Here is a 19,367-nt window from a genome sequence, read left to right on the forward strand (position 1 = left end):
CATTGGCTGATTGAGGGCAGGGATGATCGCAAGCTTCAAATCGGAATGCCCGAAACCACCAGGTGATACGCAAGATTGGAACCAGGAGACAAACCCGGAAGTCCTTCCAGAGAGACAGGGGCGCAGTTCACGGCCTTTCCCGATGACAGACACTAATGAACCGCGCTAAGGGAAGGATTACGTTGCCACCGCCGACATCAGCAACTTGCGGATTTCCCCTGTAATCGCACTTTTGGTGCCTTGTTCCAATATCCCCACCCGGCGTACTGCCAGGTCGCCCGGCAACGGCAGCACCCGCAGGCTTGGGTCTTTGTGCCAGTCGAAATTTTTCAGCAGCGGCACAATCGCCACCCCGACTTGCTGGCGCACCAGATCGGCGATTCCGATGATCGAGTTCAGTTCCAGGATCTCCAGCGGTTCGACCGATTCACTCTTGATGATCGACTGCACCTTGCGACCCACCGCCGTGGACCTGTCGTAGCGAATAAACGGCTGGGTTCTCAACAACTCCACGGCGTCGTCGATGCCGGCGGTCTGGGTGGCATTGGCGAGCATGACGATCGGTTCGTTGTAGAGCAGGGTCCAACTCATGCCATCGAAGTTTTGCCGCGCAGTCTCGATCAGCAGCGCGGCGTCGAGTTTGGCGGCCTGTACCAGGTTGACCACTTCGTCGGAGCGGGCGGTCATCAGGTTGACCGATATCTTGGGGTGTAGTTTTTTCAGTTGCACCAGGCAATTGGCGAGCAGGCCCATGCCAGAGGTAATGCCGCCGATCGACACTTCGCCCTCCATGGCCTCGCCGTCGGGGGCTTCGGCGATCATTTGCTCGTAGTCCGCCAGCAGACGCTTGGCCTTGGGCAGCAATAACACACCATCGCGGCTCAGCTTGATTTGCCGCTGGCTGCGGTCGAACAGCGGCCGGCGCATTTCCTCTTCGAGTGCGCGCATTTGTTGGCCGACGGCGGCGTTGGTCAATGCCACGCGGTCGGCAGCGGCGGCAAAGCTGCCGTACTCGGCGACGGCGATAAACGTCTTGAAAAAACGAATGTTGCTCATGGATCAACTCGCAGCCATGGGTAGAACTTGATCGTAAAGGTTTTGTTTGTTCTGGATAAAGTTTAATTAGTTTTTCTTTTTATAGAGCCCGACCAATACTCAAGTCCGAACTGATTCGGCGAACTTTCCACATGAGCAATTCAGATACCAACCCCATCGACGCGGCCTTGCGCGCGGCCAAAAACGTGTACCACCTCGGCGCTACCACGGTGTACTCGCATCACGAGGACAGCCGTTTTGCCTACACCCTCTATGTGCCCGAAACCATCGAGGACAGCTCCCGGCCAGTGGATCTGGTGGTGTCGCTGCACGGCTCGACCCGTGCGATGGAGATTTATCGCAATGGCTTCGCGGAGTTTGGCCGCTGGAACGATTGTGTGATCCTGTCGCCACTGTTCCCGGTCGGCGTGCTGGGTGACAGCAACGGCGATGGCTACAAGCAACTGGTCGAGGGCGATATCCGTTACGACCAAGTATTGCTCGACATGATCGCCAGCGTCGGCAAGCGCTACGATCGTCGCTTCGATACCTTTGCGCTGTTCGGCTATTCCGGCGGCGGACAATTCACCCACCGGTTCTGCTACCTGCACCCTGAGAAACTCTGGGCGGCGTCCATCGGTGCGCCGGGTTCGGTGACCTTGCTGGATTTCGAGCAGGACTGGTGGGTCGGCGTGCGGGACTTCGCGACGCGCTTTGGCAAACCGTTGAACCTGCAAGCCTTGCAGCAACTGCCGGTGCATATGGTGGTCGGCGATTCAGACCTCGAAACCTGGGAAATCACCCACCGCGAAGGGGGCAAACACTACATGGCCGGTGCCAACGCTGCCGGACGCACGCGCCCGGAGCGCCTGGCCAGCTTGAAGGCGAGTTTCGAAGCCGCCGGCGTGCAAGTGCACTTCGACCTGTTGCCCAACGTCGCGCACCAGGGCATCAAGGCCATGCCGGCTGCCCAGGACTTCTTCGCCAAAGTGTTGCGCCGCAAGCGCAGCCTTGGCTGATACACCGTTGGTAGATGCACTCAGAACAGGCCGTACAACAATAACCAAGGATTCACTCATTCTGATGCCGGTCCTGCCTTGGCCCTCGCCACTGACCGGAAAATTTCTTCAAGGAGTCTTTCTCCCGTGAATAGTTACGTAAAGACGGCACTGGCCGTCGCGATGTCGGCGTGCACCTTTTCCATGGCCGTCGCGCAAGACAAGGTCATCAGCGTTGGTCTCAATGGTGATATCCGCAGCACCGACCCGGGCGTCAACCGTGACGACAATACCGATGCGGTGATGATGCATATCGTCGAGGGGCTGGTGGCGTATCGCGAAGACACCAGCATCGCGCCGATGCTGGCCAGTGCAATCGCAGTCTCGTCGGACGGCCTGCGCTACACCTTCAGCCTGCGAGACGGCGTGCACTTCCAGAATGGCCAGCGGTTGACGGCCAAGGATGTGCAATGGACCTGGCAGCGCTACCTGGACCCCAAGACCCAGTGGCGTTGCCTGGCGGAGTTCGACGGGCGTGGCGCAGCCAAGATTGTCGATGTCGCCACCCCTGACCCGAAAACCGTGGTGTTCACGCTGGACCAGGCCAACGGCTTGTTTCTCGCCGCGATGGCACGCCCGGATTGTGCCGGCAGCGGCATCCTGCACCCGGACTCCCTGGCCGCCGATGGCAGTTGGCGTGCACCGATTGGCACCGGGCCGTTCACCCTGGGCAAATGGCAGAAGGGCCAGTACGTCGAACTGGATCGTTTCAAGGGATACACGCCGCGTGCCGAGGCCGAGGCGGACGGGTACACCGGCAACAAGCAGGCGTTTGTCGACAAGGTGCGTTTCGAGGTGATCCCCGATTCGGCCTCGGCCAAGGCCGCGCTGCTCTCGGGTGGCGTCGACCTGCTGCCGGACGTGACGGCGATGGACGCCGCACAGCTCAAGCAGGTCAAGAATCTGCAGATCCAGGTCAGCCCGATCATGACCATCAGCGGCCTGTTGTTCCAGACCCGTGACCCGTTGCTCAAGGACGTGCGCATTCGTCGCGCGGTGGCGTTGTCCCTGGATTACGCACAGATGGTGGCGGCCTTGTCCGATGGCTTGTCGGTAGTCAACAACTCGGTGATCCCCACCGCCAGCCCGTACTACGACGACACCGCGCGCCAGGGCTACACCTACAACCTCGATGAGGCCCGGCGCCTGCTGAAAGAGGCCGGTTACGGCGGCGAAAAAATCCGCATGCTGGTCAACAAGCGCTACCCGCAGATGTTCGACATGGGTTTGCTCAGCCAGGCCATGACTCAGGCGGCGGGGCTGAATATCGAGATGGAGACCCTGGAGTGGGGCACGCAGCTGGAACGCTACCAGACCGGCAGTTACCAGATGATGTCCTTCTCCTATTCGGGGCGTTTCGATGCGGCGCAGAGCTACGAATCAGTGATCGGCGACAAACAGAAGGAGCCGCGCAAGGTCTGGGACAACCCCGAAGCCTTGGCAATCTTGCGCGAGGCCCAGCGTGAGGTTGACCCCGCCAAGCGCCAGCCGCTGTTCGACAAGCTACACACCTTGATGCTCAAGGATGTACCGATGGTGGTCATCTACAACGGTACCGCCATCGGCGCCATGGGCAAGCGCGTTGAAGGTTATCGCTCCTGGCCCGTTGCCAAGCCGCGCCTGTGGGGCGTGAAGCTGGTCGACACTTCCAAGTAAGGCGTACCGCTATGTTTCGATTCATATTGCACAGGCTCGGCATGGCGGTGCCGACCCTTCTGTTGATCTCGGTGATTGTATTTGCCTTGATTCGCCTGATCCCCGGCGACCCGGCGTTGTTGATGCTGGGCGACATGGCCGACCCGAAAAGCCTTGCCGACATGCGCGGCAGCCTGGGGTTGGACCATTCGGTGGTGACCCAGTACCTGATCTGGATCAAGTCGGTGCTCAGTGGCGATCTCGGGATGTCCATCAGCAGCCGCCAGCCGGTATTGGAGTTGCTGATCGAACGATTCAGCGTCAGTGCCACAGTAGTACTCGTGGCGGTGTTACTGGCGACCCTGCTCGCGGTGCCGGTGGGGTTGCTCGCGGCCTGGAAGCAAAACAGTGCGCTGGATTTGGGCCTGGTGGCTACGGCGACGTTGCTGCTGTCGGTGCCGAGTTTCTGGTTGGGCCTGTTGCTGCTCTATGTGTTTGGCATTCAGCTCGGCTGGTTGCCGGTGATCGGTTACGTCGGCTTTGCCAGCGACCCGATGAAAGCGTTGACCTATGTGGTGCTGCCGATCATCACCCTGACCCTGGTGGAGTTCGGCGCCATTGCGCGAATGGCGCGGGCCAGCACCATCGAAGTGCTGCGCCTGGAGTACATCGCCCATGCCCGGGCCAAGGGGTTGTCGGAGGGGGCGGTGCTGTGGAAACACGCTCTGCGCAACGCGTTTGCGCCCACCTGGACCTTGATTGGCCTGATTCTCGGCAATTTGCTCGGCGGCATTGCGGTACTGGAAACCGTATTCACCTTGCCCGGTATTGGTCGCTTGATGGTCGATGCGATCTTCTCCCGTGACTACCCGGTGCTGCAGGGTTGCCTGCTGCTGGTCACCTGCATCTACGTGTTGGTCAACCTGTTGGTGGATCTGTTGTATCCGCTGTTCGATCCTAGGGTGAAGCTATGAACCTCAAGACTCCTGCCTTGCCGACAGGGCTGGATACCCAGCCTCGACGTGCCTGGCGTTACCCGCCGTTGAATGTGTTGATCGGCGGCAGCTTACTCGCGGCACTGGTATTGCTGGCATTGCTCGGTGTGGTGTGGACACCTTATGACCCGCTCAAGCTGGACCTGTTGTCGCGCCTGCACGCGCCAAATGCTGCGCACTGGCTGGGTACCGATGAATTCGGCCGTGACGTGTTCAGTCGATTGATCATTGGTGCACGCACCAGCCTGTGGATCAGCCTGCTCTCGGTGAGCGTGGCGGTTATCTGCGGCACGGTAATCGGCATGCTTGCCGGTTACCTGCGCGGCTGGACCGACCGCGTGCTGATGATGTTCAACGATGCTCTGCTGGCGTTTCCGGGCATTCTCATGGCCCTGGGCATCATGGCGATCATTGGTGCCAGCCAGTACGGCATCGTGCTCGCCCTGGGCATTGCCTATACCCCGTCAGTGGTGCGGGTAGTGCGGGGCAGTGTGTTGTCGTTGCGCGAGCTGGAGTTCATCGAGGCCTCTCGAGTGATCGGCAACTCCGAGTTGTACACCATGTTCCGCCATATCACCCCCAACTGCCTGGCGCCGCTGTGTGTGCTGGGCACGAGCATGTTCGGCTGGGCATTGCTCTCGGAGAGTGCGCTGAGTTTCCTGGGGCTGGGCGTTCCGCCGCCGGCCGCGACCTGGGGCAGCATGCTCTCGGCGAGCCGCACCTACATCTCGACGGCGCCGTGGCTGGGGATCTTCCCGGGCATTTTTATCAGCCTGACGTTGCTGGCTATCAATCTGTTCGGCGATGCCTTGCGTGATCGTCTCGACCCGCGCATGAGGAAATGAGCATGAGCGTTCCAGTCCCATTACTGGCCGTTGAAAATCTACAGATTCGCGTCGGTGCAGACGGTCCGCTGGCCGTCGATGATTTCAGCTTCACCATGGCCCCTGGCGAGATCGTCGCGCTGGTCGGCGAATCGGGCAGCGGCAAGACCATGGCCGCACGGGCTGCCATTGGCTTGTTGCCAGCACCGATGCGGGTGTGTGGTGGACGCATCACCTTCCAGGGCGAACCGCTGGACAGCGGCAATGCCAAGGCGATGCGTGCAGTGCGCGGTGCGCGGATCGGCATGGTGTTCCAGGAACCCATGGTCTCGCTCAACCCCGCGCTGACGATTGGCCGGCAGATGAGCGAGGCGCTCAAACTGCATACCGCGCTGGATGCGGCGACGATCCGCGAGCGCTGCCTTGCCATGCTGCAACGCATCGGTATCAAGGATGCCGAGAAATGCCTGGGGTCCTACCCGCACCAGTTCTCCGGCGGCATGCGCCAACGCATCATGCTGGCCTCGGTGATGTTGCTGCGTCCTGCGCTGCTGATCGCTGACGAGCCAACCACGGCGCTCGATTGCCTGGCACAACTGGACGTGATCGAGTTGATGCTGGAACTGACGCGCGAACAAGGCACCGCGATTCTGTTCATCAGCCACGACCTGTCCCTGGTGGCGCGTTATGCCCACAAGGTAGTGGTGATGCGTGCGGGCAAGGCGGTGGAGCAGGGCCGTATCGAAGACATCCTGTTCGCGCCGAAGGCCGACTACACCCGGCAGTTGCTTGAAGCGCTGCCCCGGCGCGGCGAACTGGCGCCATTGCCGGTCACCGACCATGCGTTGTTGCAGGTCCGGGATGTGTGCATCGAACACCCGGGGCCGCGCAGTTTCTGGGGGCGCAGCGTACCCAAGCGCGTGGTGCATTCGGTGAACCTGAGCATTGCACCGGGCGAGACCTTGGCCTTGGTCGGTGGCAGCGGTTCGGGCAAAACCACCCTCGGGCGTGCAGTGGTCGGGTTGGTCACGCCATGCGCTGGGGCCATCCTGTTCCAGGGCGTGGATATCCTCAAGGCCGCCAACCGTGCACACCGCCTGCAATGCCAGATGATTTTCCAGGACCCGTATTCTTCCCTCGATCCACGCATGACCGTCGGCCAGATCATTGCCGAGCCGCTGCGTCACGAGCCGGGGCTGACGGCCGCGCAAAAACGTCAGCGGGTCACCGAGACCCTGGTTGACGTTGGCTTGCCCGAGCAGTTCCGTGAGCGCTTTGCCCATCAACTCTCCGGTGGCCAGCGCCAGCGCGTGGCGATTGGCCGGGCGCTGGTCAGGCGGCCCAAGCTGGTGATTGCCGATGAGCCGATTTCGGCATTGGACATGACCATTCAAAAGCAGGTTCTTGAGTTGTTCGAGCGCTTGCAACGCCAATACGGATTCGCCTGCCTGTTCATTTCCCATGACTTGTCGGCAGTGGAGCGCATCGCTCATCGCGTGGCGGTGATGAACCAGGGCGAGGTGGTTGAAATGGGGCCGCGCGACACCATTTTCGACACCCCACAACATCCCTATACCCGCCGGCTGCTCGCAGCGGCCAGCCCCTTGGAGAAACGTGCGGATGGCAGTTACCGCCTCCGTGCCGGTGTGATTTAGGTACTGCTGCACCCCAGGCCATGTTTTGAAACCCAACCCTTCGTCAATCGGTGATTGGCGAGGTAGGCGAAGCCATGGCCGAAGAAAACAAAAACAACCCCACTCAACCTGTCTGCCAGGAACCTACACATGAATAACCGCATCAACAAAGTTGTCAGCAGTGCCAGCGTCATGGGCGTCGGTTTCATGCCCTTGTTTGCCCAGGCCGACTTTGTCGCCGACAGCAAGGCCTCGCTTGAATTGAAGAACTATTACTTCAACCGTGACTACCGCGAGTCCAGCGGACAGAACAAGCGCGCCGAATGGGCGCAGGGGTTCATTCTCAACCTCCAATCGGGCTTTACCGACGGCACGCTGGGTTTTGGCCTGGACGCGGTCGGCATGCTGGGCGTGAAGCTCGACTCGAGCCCGGATAACTCCGGCACCGGGCTGCTGGCGCGCTCAAGCGTGGCCGAACCGGGCTCTCCCAGTTATGCACGCCGTGCCCATGACAATTACTCCAAACTCGGTATCACCGGTAAGGCGCGCATGGCCCAAAGCGAGCTGCGTGTGGGCTATATGGTGCCGGACCTGCCCACCCTGCAACCCAACCTCAGCCGTCTGTTCCCGCAGAGTTTCAGTGGTACAGCGCTCACCTCCAAGGACATCGACAAGCTGACCCTGACCGTGGGCCAACTGGACCAGGTCAAGCAACGCGACTCGACCGACTACGAGGACATGGGCCTTACCAGCCAGTACGGCGCCTACAAAAGCAGCGCCAAAAGTGATGAGTTCCGCTACGCCGGCGGCGAGTACAAGCTCACGCCAACCACGGTCGTTACCTATCAGTACGCGCAACTGGAAAGCCTCTACCAACAGCATTACCTGGGTTTGAAAAATAGCTTCAAGTGGGGCCCCGGCACGTTCAAGACCGACATTCGTTACTTCAGCGCCAGTGAAGACGCTGCGGCCCTGGCCGGCAAGGTGGATAACCGCGCATGGAGTACCCGAATCGGCTACAGCCTCCATGGCCACAGCCTCAGCGGCGGTTACCAGGAACAGTACGGATCGACGCCGTTCACCTACGTGGACGGCACCAACACCTACCTGTTCACCGAGTACCAACTGGCCAACTTCTCCCAGACCGGCGAGCGCGTGTGGCATGCCCGCTATGACTATGACTTCGCCTCGCTGGGCCTGCCGGGCCTGCTGTTCTCGACGCGTTACGCCAAGGGTGACAACGCCAAGGTCATCGGCTTCGAGGGCGAAGGGCGCGAGTGGGAGCGCGATTTCAGCTTCGGCTACGTCGTGCAGAGCGGCACGTTCAAGGATGTGTCTGTGCGTTGGCAGAACGCCAGCGCCACCAGCAACTTCACCCGTGACACCAACGAAAACCGAGTGATCCTGGGTTACACCGTGGCGCTCTGGTAGCGGTAACGGCGTGCGACAGGGTCAGCCTGTCGCACGCCAAGGCAGTGGAAATGAGGGGATAGATCAGATGACGAGTTTGCCGTTGCGGCGGGCGCTGCCCAGCCAACAACGCGTATCGGCGCGAGGCGTGAGTGATTTCATTGATGCGGTGAACGCGACGGGCCTGGAGTTGCACAGTTTCATGCTGTACCGCGACGGTGCGGTGGTGGCCGAAGCGTTTTGGGCGCCTTATCGCGCCGAGCGGTTGCATGTTCAGCATTCGGTCACCAAAAGCTGGGTATCCATGGCCATCGGGCTGTTGGTGGATGACGGCGTGCTGTCGCTGGACGCCAAGGTGGTGGACTTTTTTGCCGCAGATTGCCCGGTAACTATCAGCGCAAACCTGGCAGCCATGACCGTGCGCGATTTGCTGACCATGCGCACCGGCCATCGCCAGGGCATTTCCGGCGGGGCCTGGCGTGGGCGCAGTGAAAGCTGGGTCAAGCTGTTCCTCGATGAACCGGTTGAAGACCCACCCGGGCAGCACTTTATCTACAGCAGCGCCTCAAGCTTCATGCTCTCGGCGATTGTCAGCGTGGTCAGCGGCCAGACGGCCTTTGAATTGTGCAACGCACGTATCTTCCAACCCATGGCCATGGGGCCCATCGAGTGGGACCTGGCACCTGGTGGCTTCAACACCGGCGGCAATGGTCTGAGTTGCAGCACTGAGGACTTGCTCAAGTTCGGTGTGCTGCACTTGCAACAAGGCAACTGGGAAGGGCAGCAGTTACTATCCCGGGAATGGGTGGCCGAAGCCACCCGTGGGCATGTCGATGATGTATGGATGGGGGCCTTCGACGGCAAGCGCTACCAGGGCCGCGACTCGAGCGACGCGGGTGTCACGCGCCGCGAAGGCTACGGCTACCAGTGGTGGATGACCCTGCACGGTGGCTACTACGCCTCCGGGGTATTTGGCCAGCAGTGCATCGTCTTGCCACGCCATGACGCGGTGATTGCGTTTACCGCCGGGCTGCCCTTGGGCGAGCGGCGCTTGCACAGCCTGCTCTGGGAACATCTGTTGCCGGCGCTGGGTGCACCCACCGACGGCGCGGCGGATGCCGAGTTGGCGGCGCTGTTGGCACGCCAGCAGCGGCCGGCTCTCTCTGGGGCGTCGACCTCGCCGCGTCACGCCGAGTTCAACGGCACGTTTGTGGTGGAGGCCAACGAAGATCAAGTCAGCGAAATACGTTTGGTGCTTGGCCCTGACCATTGCGACTTCTACCTCACCGACCCCCGTGGCACCCACTGCATTCGCGCCGGGCTGGCTAACGGCATCGAAAGCCAGACCAGCATGACCGGCCACTATCTGCATCACCAATACCAGCCGGAGCTCACCCCGGTGGTGGCGCAGGCGCGCTGGACCGACGACGGGGTATTAAGCATGACCTGGCAGTTTGTCGAGATGGCGTTTTGTGACCGTGTCAGCTGCCGTATTGAGCGCGGCAAGTTGTATGTGGACCGCAGCGTCAACGTTAACGCCGGCCCGTTGCAGCGCCCGACGCTGACCGGCCATCCAAGAACAGCTTTGCAGGAGTCGCTATGAACGATATTTCCAACCCGACAGGTTCCGAGTATGGCGCGTTCTGGGCGCCGTTTACCCCGATGCGCCAGTTCCAGCACCAACCGATGATGTTCGCCAGTGCTGACGGCATGTACTACACCACCACCGATGGGCGTCGTGTGCTCGATGCAATGGCAGGGCTCTGGTGCGTCAACGCCGGGCATGGCCAGCCGAAAATCGTCGAGGCCATTCGCGAGGCCGCGGGGCGCCTGGACTTTGTCTCGTCATTCAAGATGAGCCACCCCCACGCCCTGGAGATGGCCGAGCGCCTAATCGACATCAGCCCGGCCGGCATGGCGCAGGTGTTCTTTACCAACTCAGGTTCCGAGGCCGTCGACACCGCGTTGAAGATTGCCCGGGCGTATCACCAGGCCCGCGGCGACAGCCGCCGTACCAAGTTTATCGGCCGTGCCAAGGGCTATCACGGCATGGGGTTCGGTGGGCTGTCGGTGTCGGGTATCGGCCGGCAGAAGCGTGACTTCGGTCCGTTGTTGGGCGAAGTGTCACACCTGCCGCTGCCGTACGACGCGGGTATGCGTTTCAGCGCCGGGCAACCGCAGCAGGGCGAACGTTACGCCGACGCGCTGACACAACTGTTGGACATTCAGGATCCGAGCACTGTGGCCGCGGTGATCGTGGAGCCGGTGACAGGCTCCGGCGGGGTGTACCCGCCGCCCCAGGGTTATCTGCAACGCTTGCGCGAGATCTGCACCCGGCACGGCGTGCTGCTGATTTTCGACGAAGTGATCACCGGTTTTGGCCGCGTCGGCGCCAGCTTCGCCGCCCAGGCGTTCGGCGTAACGCCAGACCTGATCACCACCGCCAAAGGCCTGACCAATGGCGCCGTGCCCATGGGCGGCGTGCTGGTAAGCGGTGCGGTGTACGAAGCGTTCATGGCCGGGCCGGCAAACGTCATCGAGCTGATGCATGGCTATACCTATTCGGCGCATCCGCTGGCGTGTGCGGCCGGGTTGGCGACCATCGAGGTGCATCGCGAACTGGGCATCAACCAACACGTCAACGCGGTCAGCGGGCCCTGGCAGTCGGCCGCGCTGGCGCTGCAGGGTGTGGGTCCGGTGCTGGACGTACGCACCATCGGCTTGCTTTGCGCCGTCGAACTCGAGCCGCGTCCCGGTGCCGCCGGCGCACGTGGCAGTGAAGTTGCGCAGTGGTGCTTTGAGCACGGCGTACTGGTGCGCGGTTCGGGCGACACCATCGTGATTTCACCGCCGTTGGTGATCAGCCAGCAGGAGATCGCCCAGGTGTTCGACACCTTGGCGGGTGCCTTGAACCAGGTTGCCTGAAGGGAGTCGATGGTATGTACGATTTGTTTGAGTTCTACATTGACGGCGCCTGGGTCAAACCCCACGGCGAAACCGTCGAGACCGTGGTAAACCCGTCCACCGAGCAGGGGGGGGCGCGCATCATCCTGGGCGACGCTCGCGATGTAGACCGTGCGCTCGGCGCAGCCCGGCAGGCTTTTCCGGCGTTCGCCGCGAGTTCGCTCCAGGCACGTATCGACTTGCTGCAGCGCATCATCGAAGCCTACAAACGCCATAGCGAGGCGTTGATCGAGGCGGTTCATCTGGAGATGGGCGCGCCGCTGTCCCTGGCCCGAAACGCTCATGTCCCGGCGGGCCTGGGTCATCTGACGCAGGCGCTGGAAGTGCTGCGCGAGTTCCGCTTCGAACGGCGTCTGGGCCAGACGCTGGTACTGCGTGAGCCTATCGGCGTGTGCGCCTTGATCACCCCCTGGAACTGGCCACTCAATCAACTCACCTGCAAGCTCGCACCCGCCCTGGCGGTGGGCTGCACGGTCGTACTCAAGCCAAGTGAGTGTGCGCCGTTGTCGGCGTATATCATCGCGCAAATCCTGCATGAGGCCGGGGTGCCGAAGGGGGTGTTCAACCTGGTCAACGGTAATGGGCCGGAGGTCGGCGCTGCGCTGGCCAGCCATGCCGAGGTGGACATGGTGTCGTTTACCGGCTCGACCCGCGCCGGCATCGCAGTGGCCAAGGCGGCGGCCGATACAGTGAAGCGCGTGTCCCAGGAACTGGGCGGCAAATCCGCGAATATCCTGCTCGACGATGCCTACCTGCCGAGCGCGGTGCGCCACGGGGTACAGGCGTGCATCCGTAACAGCGGCCAGTCGTGCAATGCGCCAACGCGCCTGCTAGTACCGCGCGCGCAACAACAGGCGGTGATTGATATCGTCCGGGAAGTGCTGGCGCAGGTGTGCTTCGACGACAGTAACCCGATCTGCGCCATCGGTCCCGTGGCGAATGCCCTGCAATTCGAACGGGTACAGGCCATGATCGCCCAAGCCATCGCCGAGGGTTCGCGATTGATCGCCGGAGGTTTGGGACGACCACAAGGGATTGAGCGCGGCTACTACGTGCAACCTACGGTGTTTGCCGACGTCACCCCGGACATGCTGGTGGCGCGGGAAGAAATCTTCGGCCCGGTCCTGGCGATCATGCCGTACGACAGCGAAGCCGAGGCGATAGCCATCGCGAACGACAGCCCTTACGGCTTGTCAGGCTACGTCACCTCGACCAGCCTCGAACGCAGCCGCAGGGTTGCGCGGCAATTGCGCACCGGCATGGTCCATCTCAATGGCGCCCGGGCCGACCAGGCCGCGCCGTTTGGCGGCTATAAGCAGTCGGGTAATGGGCGCGAGTGGGGGGAGATGGGGTTTGAAGAATACCTGGAGAGCAAGTCGCTGTTTGGGTATTGACGGCTTCAGAGGTGCGCGATGGGGCGACAGATAAATCAACGACCGCCTTTTCGCGCGGGTTGGCGCTTATATGAAGTCATAACTGATCTGTGGATAATCTGCTTTCGGCCAGAAGCGGTAACTCGCAGTCTCTTTGGGGCAATTGTGTCGAATTGAACCACCGAAGCTTCATCGTCCTTTCTCTTAAGGATCTCTAATGACAAACCAACGGGCGAAAGCTGCCTCCTAGAATACGGAGCATCGCCATTAGCAATCAGGGGGAGAAGATGAACGAAGAATTCAGCTACGTCTGGTTGCTGCCGCTGCTTGAAAAACCTTTCGAAACAGCTGCACTCGATCTGCCAGATACGGTAGGAGCCCTTAGCGGGAAATATACACTGCCTGCCGGTATAGCTTTGCAGCCGCTGGTGATCACAGCCTTGACGTCGCATTCCGAATATTGGTCGGGGCTGGCGCTTAAATGGCTGGAGGATGGCTTTCCGATAGACGTTGAGCTGACCACGCTCTTGGCTCATTGCACCGAGGACCAAACGTTATCCCAGTCTCGCCGTCATAGGGCACGTAGGCTCGTTGGCCGGAAAAAATCAGAAAGCTGAATCCTATGCCTGGTTGTTATTGGTCAGAAGCAGCCCGTCGCGATCAGAAGCGTTTGACGACAACGCGTCGCTCTCGCACTCTGTTTTGCCCCCTATTTCTTCACTAGGCTTCCCTATGTCATTCACGACCGTAGTACTGCTCGACTCCTGGCCACAGCCAAGTACGTCGCCCGAACCCGTCGTGTTCGCCACGGACACGCAGCTATGTTTACGGTATTGCACCGCTGGGGACGAAATAGCGGTAATCCATTTTCCCCTAGTTAAAAAAATTCAATTCGGTTCACCAAACGACGAAGCTTTGGGCGGTCATGCGCTTATTGGACTTGGACTCAAGCATTACCAAATTCATCGAATAGATAATTCGCCTTGGCTAGCAGAGCTTGAGCAGAGAAACGCCATTCATCCGCGACACGATAAACAGCGGTTTATAAAAGATGCCATCCATTATGTCTTTACGTTTCAGGACTCTACCTTGGAATGCATCGTAATTGAGGGGCAATTCTGGCATCCAAAAATACAAGTCTTTACCTCGGAGCAGAAGGCAAGGGACGTCTGGCGCGAATTGATAAATGACGTGGGCGCATGAACCCAATAGTCATGAGTGGATGACCGCTCTGGGTCGAAAGTTGACTTTCCTCACCGGCTGCTTCTGGCCCAGGCTGTGTAAAAACGCAGGCGTCGTTTTGAAGTCCGCGTTGCTACGTAAAATCTGCCTGTGCTTGGTTAGTCAGTAGACCCAAAATTTGCGTAGGAACGAAATTTTCGTTCTGGTTTTGACCGTTGAACCGGCCCTAAAACGTTTTTACACAGCCTCGGCCGAAAGCAGCCTCTGGGATGGCGATTTTCGACCCGAAGCGGACTTTTAAATTTCGTCGTCGAAACTTGGTTTTACGAGCAATAGTTCGTAAGTCAAATCTACTTCATGAAATGTGGCGCACCATTCTTGAAAGCCTGGCCGGTGCTCACACAATAGACGGACGATGAGTCCGGACTCCGTGCTAAAAGTTTCATTAACGACTGCAATATCTCCAGGCGCCGCATCACGAGCATTTATCCAGTCAACATATAGGGCCTTCGTAGAATCGACGTAGGTCAATTTGATGATATCGCCTTTGATAAGTGTCATGGCTGTGGTTAATACTCATATAGATTCACGGAGGAACCTTGTTCGAATGACCGCTTCTGGCCAGAAGCAGGTAAACGTTCGGGCAATACACGCCGCTCACCGGTTTTATATTTTGATCAAGGTGACGTGCTCGCCTAATTTAAACGTACTGTGCCTCAGAAGAATCATACCGTTTGACAAACCGGCGCTCGTCGACCGCGTAACCTTGCTGCTGATAAAAAGTGTGAGCCTGTATTCGGTGGTCACTGCTAGTCACCTCAGCCCGGACGCAAAGTTGCTCTATAAAAAACGCGTCAGCAGCGGAAACCAGCATTGCCCCGACGCCTTGTCCTCGGAAATCGTCATCAATGACAAGGGAGGTAATGCGTCCGAGCCTACCCGGCTGATGAAACAGTTCAAGTACGTGTAAGCTCATGACGCCGATAATGTTTTTACCGTCTTGTGCCAGCAGCACGGCATCCCGAGCGCTAAGTTCCAAAGCCTCAAGCTTATCCCGGATTAGCTTTGGCGAGGCTTGGTAGCCTAACTGGCCTAGGAGTTTGGACACCGATTCTGCATCGGTCAGTAAGGCTTTTCGAACTTTCATATCGTTCTCAACTGGGTATTGCACACCATTGTATTCGACCTGACCTGTCGCTTGCATCGGACTTGACCAGCACACTGGGTGGCTGAGACCGGCAGAAAGCGACCCGAGCGGACAGTGCTATTTATTTGGAGGCCCTCGCGTCAGGGGCGATGCGGTCCTGTAACGGGCGCTTCCAGGCATCCGTAGTTCTATCAGCTTTCAACCTGCGCAGGGAGTCGTCAACCGATGACCATAGCAAATTGGGGGAAAAGGAGATGAATTTATTGCTTGGAATAGTTCCGTCCCCTTATCGGTCCCGCGCAAGTGTCCTACGACTTCTTTCGCCTAATTAATGTGCGCCTCGCTAGGGCGCTTTCTCACCTTAGCCGACATTTTTATGCTGTCCATGTTCCTGCTCAAAAAGTTTAAGTTATATGTTATCTAAATATATATTTCGAAAGGTTATAGGTTGCTATCGGTCTGGTAGTACCCTCTTGTCCGTTTGTTTTGTGTGGAAAAGGCGGGTGGCGGGTGTTGAGAGAGTCCATCAGCGTGTGTTTTATTTATTCTATGGTTGTATTTATTTTTTATGGTGGGCAATCCAATACCTTGCGCTAGCCTGAGAATTCTCCTCTAGAGGAGAGATCAATTAATCAAAGGAATGAACCAATGAATAAGCCAGAATCCAACCCGCAGTTGAAGCACGGTCGTGTCATTTCCCCTCCTAGTCGTTCTGCTATTGCTACAGACGAGGGCCTTATTCTTGACTGGCATGCTAATGCAATGGAAGGAGGTAAGAACTTCCCATCATTGACGGCTGGGCCATTCCCAATACCTTATGAGAGTGACGTCGCGAGCCTAGTACCACCGGCGGATGGTTATATCCTCAGTGGTGGCCAGACGGATGAACGCGACTGCGTTAACTTCACCGACGAGGAAATGAGCAAAAAACTAAATCGCCCATTTACCTGGCCTCTATTGAATGTCGAACCGGGCCAGGCGTTTCATGTAAGATGGGTATACACCATGCCTCACGTGACTCGGGGTTTTAGCTGGTTTATTACTAAGGATGGCTGGGATCCTGAAAAGCGTATCAGCCGCGCTCAGCTTGAGCCAAAGTCTTTCTATGATGATTTTTATACCCAGGTTCCCTTCTACGAATATACCGACGAATTGAAGGCGAAGGTTGAACATGAAGTGAAGCTGCCAACGGGTAAGCAAGGTCATCATGTTATTGTTCTGCTGTGGGTTGTTGCTGATACGGGTAATGCGTTCTATCAGGCGTTTGATGTGAACTTTAAATAAAGTCGGGCTGTGTACGGCCCCTAGTACAGTTCTGAAGGAATAGAACAATGACCAAGATTGATTTTTCTTTGCTGAAGTCCAAAGTAAGTGATTCAGCCACCTTGATGCCTAGCATTGCCAATAGAAAAATTCTGATGGGTTTTTGGCATAACTGGCCGGCCGGTCATAGTGACGGCTATCAAGGTGGGCAGTTCGCCAATCTAGATCTGGTGGATGTACCCAAGGACTACAATGTTGTTGCTGTGGCTTTTATGAAAGGCCGGGGCATTCCTACTTTCAAACCCTATAACCTCTCCGACGACGAGTTTCGCCGTCAGGTAGGCGTGCTGAACAGTCAGGGAAGGGCTGTGTTGATCTCGTTGGGTGGCGCCGATGCTCATATCGAGTTGCACAAAGGGGATGAACAACCTCTGGCGAATGAGATCATCCGGTTGGTTGAAGTCTACGGCTTCGATGGGTTGGATATCGACCTTGAGCAAAGCGCCATTGATGTCGCTGACAACATGACGGTACTGCCTGCAGCCTTGAAACTGGTGAAGGATCACTACAAGGGCGAAGAGAAACATTTCATCATCAGCATGGCACCTGAGTTTCCCTATCTCAGAACGGGCGGCAAGTACGTTGGCTACATTCAGGCCCTTGAGGGGTACTACGACTTCATCGCGCCTCAGTATTACAACCAAGGTGGCGATGGGATCTGGGTTCAGGAGGCCAACGGTGGTCAAGGTGCCTGGATTGCGCAGAACAATGATGAGATGAAAGAGGATTTCCTCTACTACCTGACCGAAAGCCTGGTGACGGGCACTCGGGACTACATCGCCATCCCAGCAGATAAATTTGTCATTGGCTTACCGGCCAACAATGATGCCGCGGCCACTGGCTATGTGATTGATCCTGCGGCAGTGGTAAATGCATTCAAGCGTCTCGACGCTGCCGGCCATTCCATCAAAGGGCTGATGACGTGGTCTATCAACTGGGACGATGGCATTACCAGGGACAATGTTTCCTATAACTGGGAGTTCTACAATCGTTACGCCCCGTTGATTCACGGCGAGTCGGAGCCTGGTGACCGGCCGACGGCTCCCGCAAACCTGTCCGCCAGGGACGTAACCGAGACGGGTATGACCTTGAGTTGGGGGGCTTCAAGCGGCCCTCGTCCGATCGAGACACACACGTTGTACCGAAATGGGGCTGTGATAGGCCGTTCGGCGTCTTTAACGCTGACAGACTCAGGCTTAACGCCGAACACTCAGTACAGCTACTTTGTCACGGCAACAGACTCTCAGGGAAATGAGTCGCTTCCGAGCAAGAGCCTGAGCGTTCGAACTGCTGGAGACATCACCGATCCAGAGTTCCCCGAGTGGCAGTTGAACCTTCGGTATCGCAAGGAGGATGGCGTGACTTACGAAGGTAATAATTACGTGTGCCTGCAAGAGCACGTATCAAACTCAGGCTGGACACCCCCAGTTGCCTTTACCCTGTGGTCGAAGGTCGCAATCAAACGGCGTGCTTAGAACGCTATGCAAAGCCCGGCTGAAATGCCGGGCTTTTCTCTGTCTTCACCGCCGAGCCGCGATAACAACAAGGTCTCGCGGGGTGCGTGTAAAACATCAGCATCAGGCCAAGGGCAGGTATCAGTAACAGCGCGAGCACCCGCAAAACGGAGGACAGTGGCTCCAGGTCCGCCAGCAGCACGACTGCGCTTTGCACCAGGTTGCGCGAATGGACGTTAAGGTCATCCTGGGCGGCGATGGCTAATTAGCGATGGGCTGGTTTCAAGAGCGCTTGAAGAGGCTTGAAAAGCGCTTTTGCGCCGGGCGGGGCAGGGGGCTAGTCGTCATCGTTTCATGGTCCGGCCCATTTATTTCTGCGTGCGGGTTGTTTCCAACGTCGAAGCGATAAGGTCGCGTAGCCATATATGGGCAGGATCGCGATGCAGTCGCTCGGGCCATAACATCAGCATTTCAAACCCGGGAATGGCGAGCGGAGGTTCCTGGACGTGAAGCGCTGGCTCATGTTTCACCAGCCTTTCCGGCACCACCGCAACCAAATCGCTGTGCACCAATGCTGAGACCAGCGAGTTGAAATTGGACACGGACAAGACCACTCGCCGTTCCAGACCTTCAGCTGCCAGAGCGTGGTCGGTACTGCCAACGAAGCCGGCGCCATCAGGTGACATGACGGCATGTTCAAGGGCGCAGAACGTTTTGAGCGACAGCCTGGTTGCCAGCGCGGGATGGCCGCGCCGCGCCGCCAGCACATAGCGTTCGTGAATCAAGGAGCGCTGACGCAACTTGGGCGGCGCTTCATCGCGGGTGTGCAGCGCCAGATCGATAAGGCCGTTTTCCAGATCCTTGGCAAAGTCGACAGTCGGTTTATTCATAAGCGCCAACCGCGTGTACGGCGCCAGGTGCCTGAGCCGCGAGAGCGACGGCCAGATCAAGGCAGTCGTCGCATAATCACTGGCAGCGATCTTCCACGTTTGATGGGACCGTCCGGGTTCAAAAGCGGCAGCAGGAATCAGTGCGCTTTCCAGCGCGGCCAACGCGTCACGCAGGGGCCCCTGCAATTCGCGAGCTCGCTCGGTGGGCGACATCCCTCGGGGGCCAGGCAGCAAAAGCGGATCATCAAGAAGCTCTCTCAGCCTGCCCAGTTGCAGGCTGACGGTCGGTTGCGCGAGATTGAGCAAGCGCGCTGCCCGCGTCACATTTTGCTCGGCCAGCAAGGCATCCAATGTGACCAACAAATTAAGATCCAGACGGCGCAAGCTATTGTGCATGCAAATACCATGTGTTTCGGGAATTCATTTCTATCATAGCGGATACA

Annotated in this window: 16 protein-coding genes; 13 read left to right on the top strand and 3 right to left on the bottom strand. The window is 58.5% G+C overall.

Annotation, left to right across the window (positions count from 1 at the left end; all coding sequences use genetic code 11):
* Nucleotides 1-177: 177 nt before the first annotated feature.
* Nucleotides 178-1,056 carry a LysR family transcriptional regulator gene (locus tag EPZ47_RS11460; protein ID WP_135844864.1) on the bottom strand — a complete coding sequence of 293 codons (879 nt, stop codon included), beginning with the start codon at nt 1,054-1,056 and terminating at the stop codon, nt 178-180.
* A gap of 131 nt (nt 1,057-1,187) precedes the next feature.
* On the opposite strand from EPZ47_RS11460, the gene EPZ47_RS11465 reads away from it, so the two are divergent.
* From EPZ47_RS11465 to EPZ47_RS11515, 11 genes are all read left to right on the top strand, one after another.
* Nucleotides 1,188-2,054: an alpha/beta hydrolase gene (locus EPZ47_RS11465; RefSeq protein ID WP_135844865.1), complete on the top strand. Its 867-nt coding sequence runs from the start codon at nt 1,188-1,190 to the stop codon at nt 2,052-2,054.
* 126 nt (nt 2,055-2,180) lie between these two features.
* Entirely contained in the window at nt 2,181-3,749 is a 1,569-nt protein-coding gene (locus EPZ47_RS11470; RefSeq protein WP_135844866.1) for an ABC transporter substrate-binding protein, read from the top strand.
* Nucleotides 3,750-3,760: 11 nt separating this feature from the next.
* Nucleotides 3,761-4,702 carry an ABC transporter permease gene (locus EPZ47_RS11475; RefSeq protein ID WP_135844867.1) on the top strand — a complete coding sequence of 314 codons (942 nt, stop codon included), beginning with the start codon at nt 3,761-3,763 and terminating at the stop codon, nt 4,700-4,702.
* Nucleotides 4,699-5,568, top strand: a complete 870-nt coding sequence (locus tag EPZ47_RS11480; RefSeq protein WP_135844868.1) for an ABC transporter permease — start codon at nt 4,699-4,701, stop codon at nt 5,566-5,568. The genes EPZ47_RS11475 and EPZ47_RS11480 overlap by 4 nt, the downstream gene beginning before the upstream one ends.
* 2 nt (nt 5,569-5,570) lie before the next feature.
* The gene (locus tag EPZ47_RS11485; RefSeq protein ID WP_135844869.1) at nt 5,571-7,202 is read left to right on the top strand and encodes an ABC transporter ATP-binding protein; all 1,632 of its coding nucleotides are present in this window, start codon (nt 5,571-5,573) and stop codon (nt 7,200-7,202) included.
* Nucleotides 7,203-7,331: 129 nt separating this feature from the next.
* Nucleotides 7,332-8,612, top strand: coding sequence for an OprD family porin (locus tag EPZ47_RS11490; protein WP_135844870.1), 1,281 nt, complete (start codon nt 7,332-7,334; stop codon nt 8,610-8,612).
* 67 nt (nt 8,613-8,679) lie between these two features.
* Nucleotides 8,680-10,194: a serine hydrolase domain-containing protein gene (locus tag EPZ47_RS11495; protein WP_135844871.1), complete on the top strand. Its 1,515-nt coding sequence runs from the start codon at nt 8,680-8,682 to the stop codon at nt 10,192-10,194.
* Complete coding sequence (aptA, locus tag EPZ47_RS11500) at nt 10,191-11,516, top strand: omega-aminotransferase AptA (protein WP_135844872.1); 1,326 nt, start codon at nt 10,191-10,193, stop codon at nt 11,514-11,516. Before EPZ47_RS11495 ends, aptA begins: the two co-directional genes overlap by 4 nt.
* 14 nt (nt 11,517-11,530) lie before the next feature.
* Nucleotides 11,531-12,949 (top strand): aldehyde dehydrogenase family protein, encoded by a 1,419-nt coding sequence (locus EPZ47_RS11505; protein ID WP_135844873.1) that lies wholly within the window; start codon nt 11,531-11,533, stop codon nt 12,947-12,949.
* A gap of 266 nt (nt 12,950-13,215) precedes the next feature.
* The gene (locus EPZ47_RS11510; protein WP_135844874.1) at nt 13,216-13,545 is read left to right on the top strand and encodes a hypothetical protein; all 330 of its coding nucleotides are present in this window, start codon (nt 13,216-13,218) and stop codon (nt 13,543-13,545) included.
* 115 nt (nt 13,546-13,660) lie between these two features.
* Nucleotides 13,661-14,131, top strand: a complete 471-nt coding sequence (locus EPZ47_RS11515) for a hypothetical protein (RefSeq protein WP_135844875.1) — start codon at nt 13,661-13,663, stop codon at nt 14,129-14,131.
* Between the two features lie 679 nt (nt 14,132-14,810).
* Here EPZ47_RS11515 and EPZ47_RS11525 read toward each other — a convergent pair.
* Entirely contained in the window at nt 14,811-15,314 is a 504-nt protein-coding gene (locus EPZ47_RS11525) for a GNAT family N-acetyltransferase (RefSeq protein ID WP_238346725.1), read from the bottom strand.
* 591 nt (nt 15,315-15,905) lie between these two features.
* Between EPZ47_RS11525 and EPZ47_RS11530 the strand changes: the two genes are divergently transcribed.
* Nucleotides 15,906-16,541, top strand: coding sequence for a lytic polysaccharide monooxygenase auxiliary activity family 9 protein (locus EPZ47_RS11530; RefSeq protein WP_135844877.1), 636 nt, complete (start codon nt 15,906-15,908; stop codon nt 16,539-16,541).
* Between the two features lie 47 nt (nt 16,542-16,588).
* Nucleotides 16,589-18,055, top strand: a complete 1,467-nt coding sequence (locus tag EPZ47_RS11535) for a glycosyl hydrolase family 18 protein (RefSeq protein ID WP_135844878.1) — start codon at nt 16,589-16,591, stop codon at nt 18,053-18,055.
* Nucleotides 18,056-18,402: 347 nt separating this feature from the next.
* Here EPZ47_RS11535 and EPZ47_RS11545 read toward each other — a convergent pair whose 3' ends face one another.
* A complete protein-coding gene (locus EPZ47_RS11545) occupies nt 18,403-19,320 on the bottom strand; it encodes a LysR family transcriptional regulator (protein ID WP_135844879.1) in 918 nt (305 codons plus the stop codon).
* Nucleotides 19,321-19,367 lie beyond the last annotated feature (47 nt).

Origin of the sequence: Pseudomonas viciae (assembly GCF_004786035.1) — a bacterium.
Taxonomy (GTDB): Bacteria; Pseudomonadota; Gammaproteobacteria; order Pseudomonadales; family Pseudomonadaceae; genus Aquipseudomonas; species Aquipseudomonas viciae.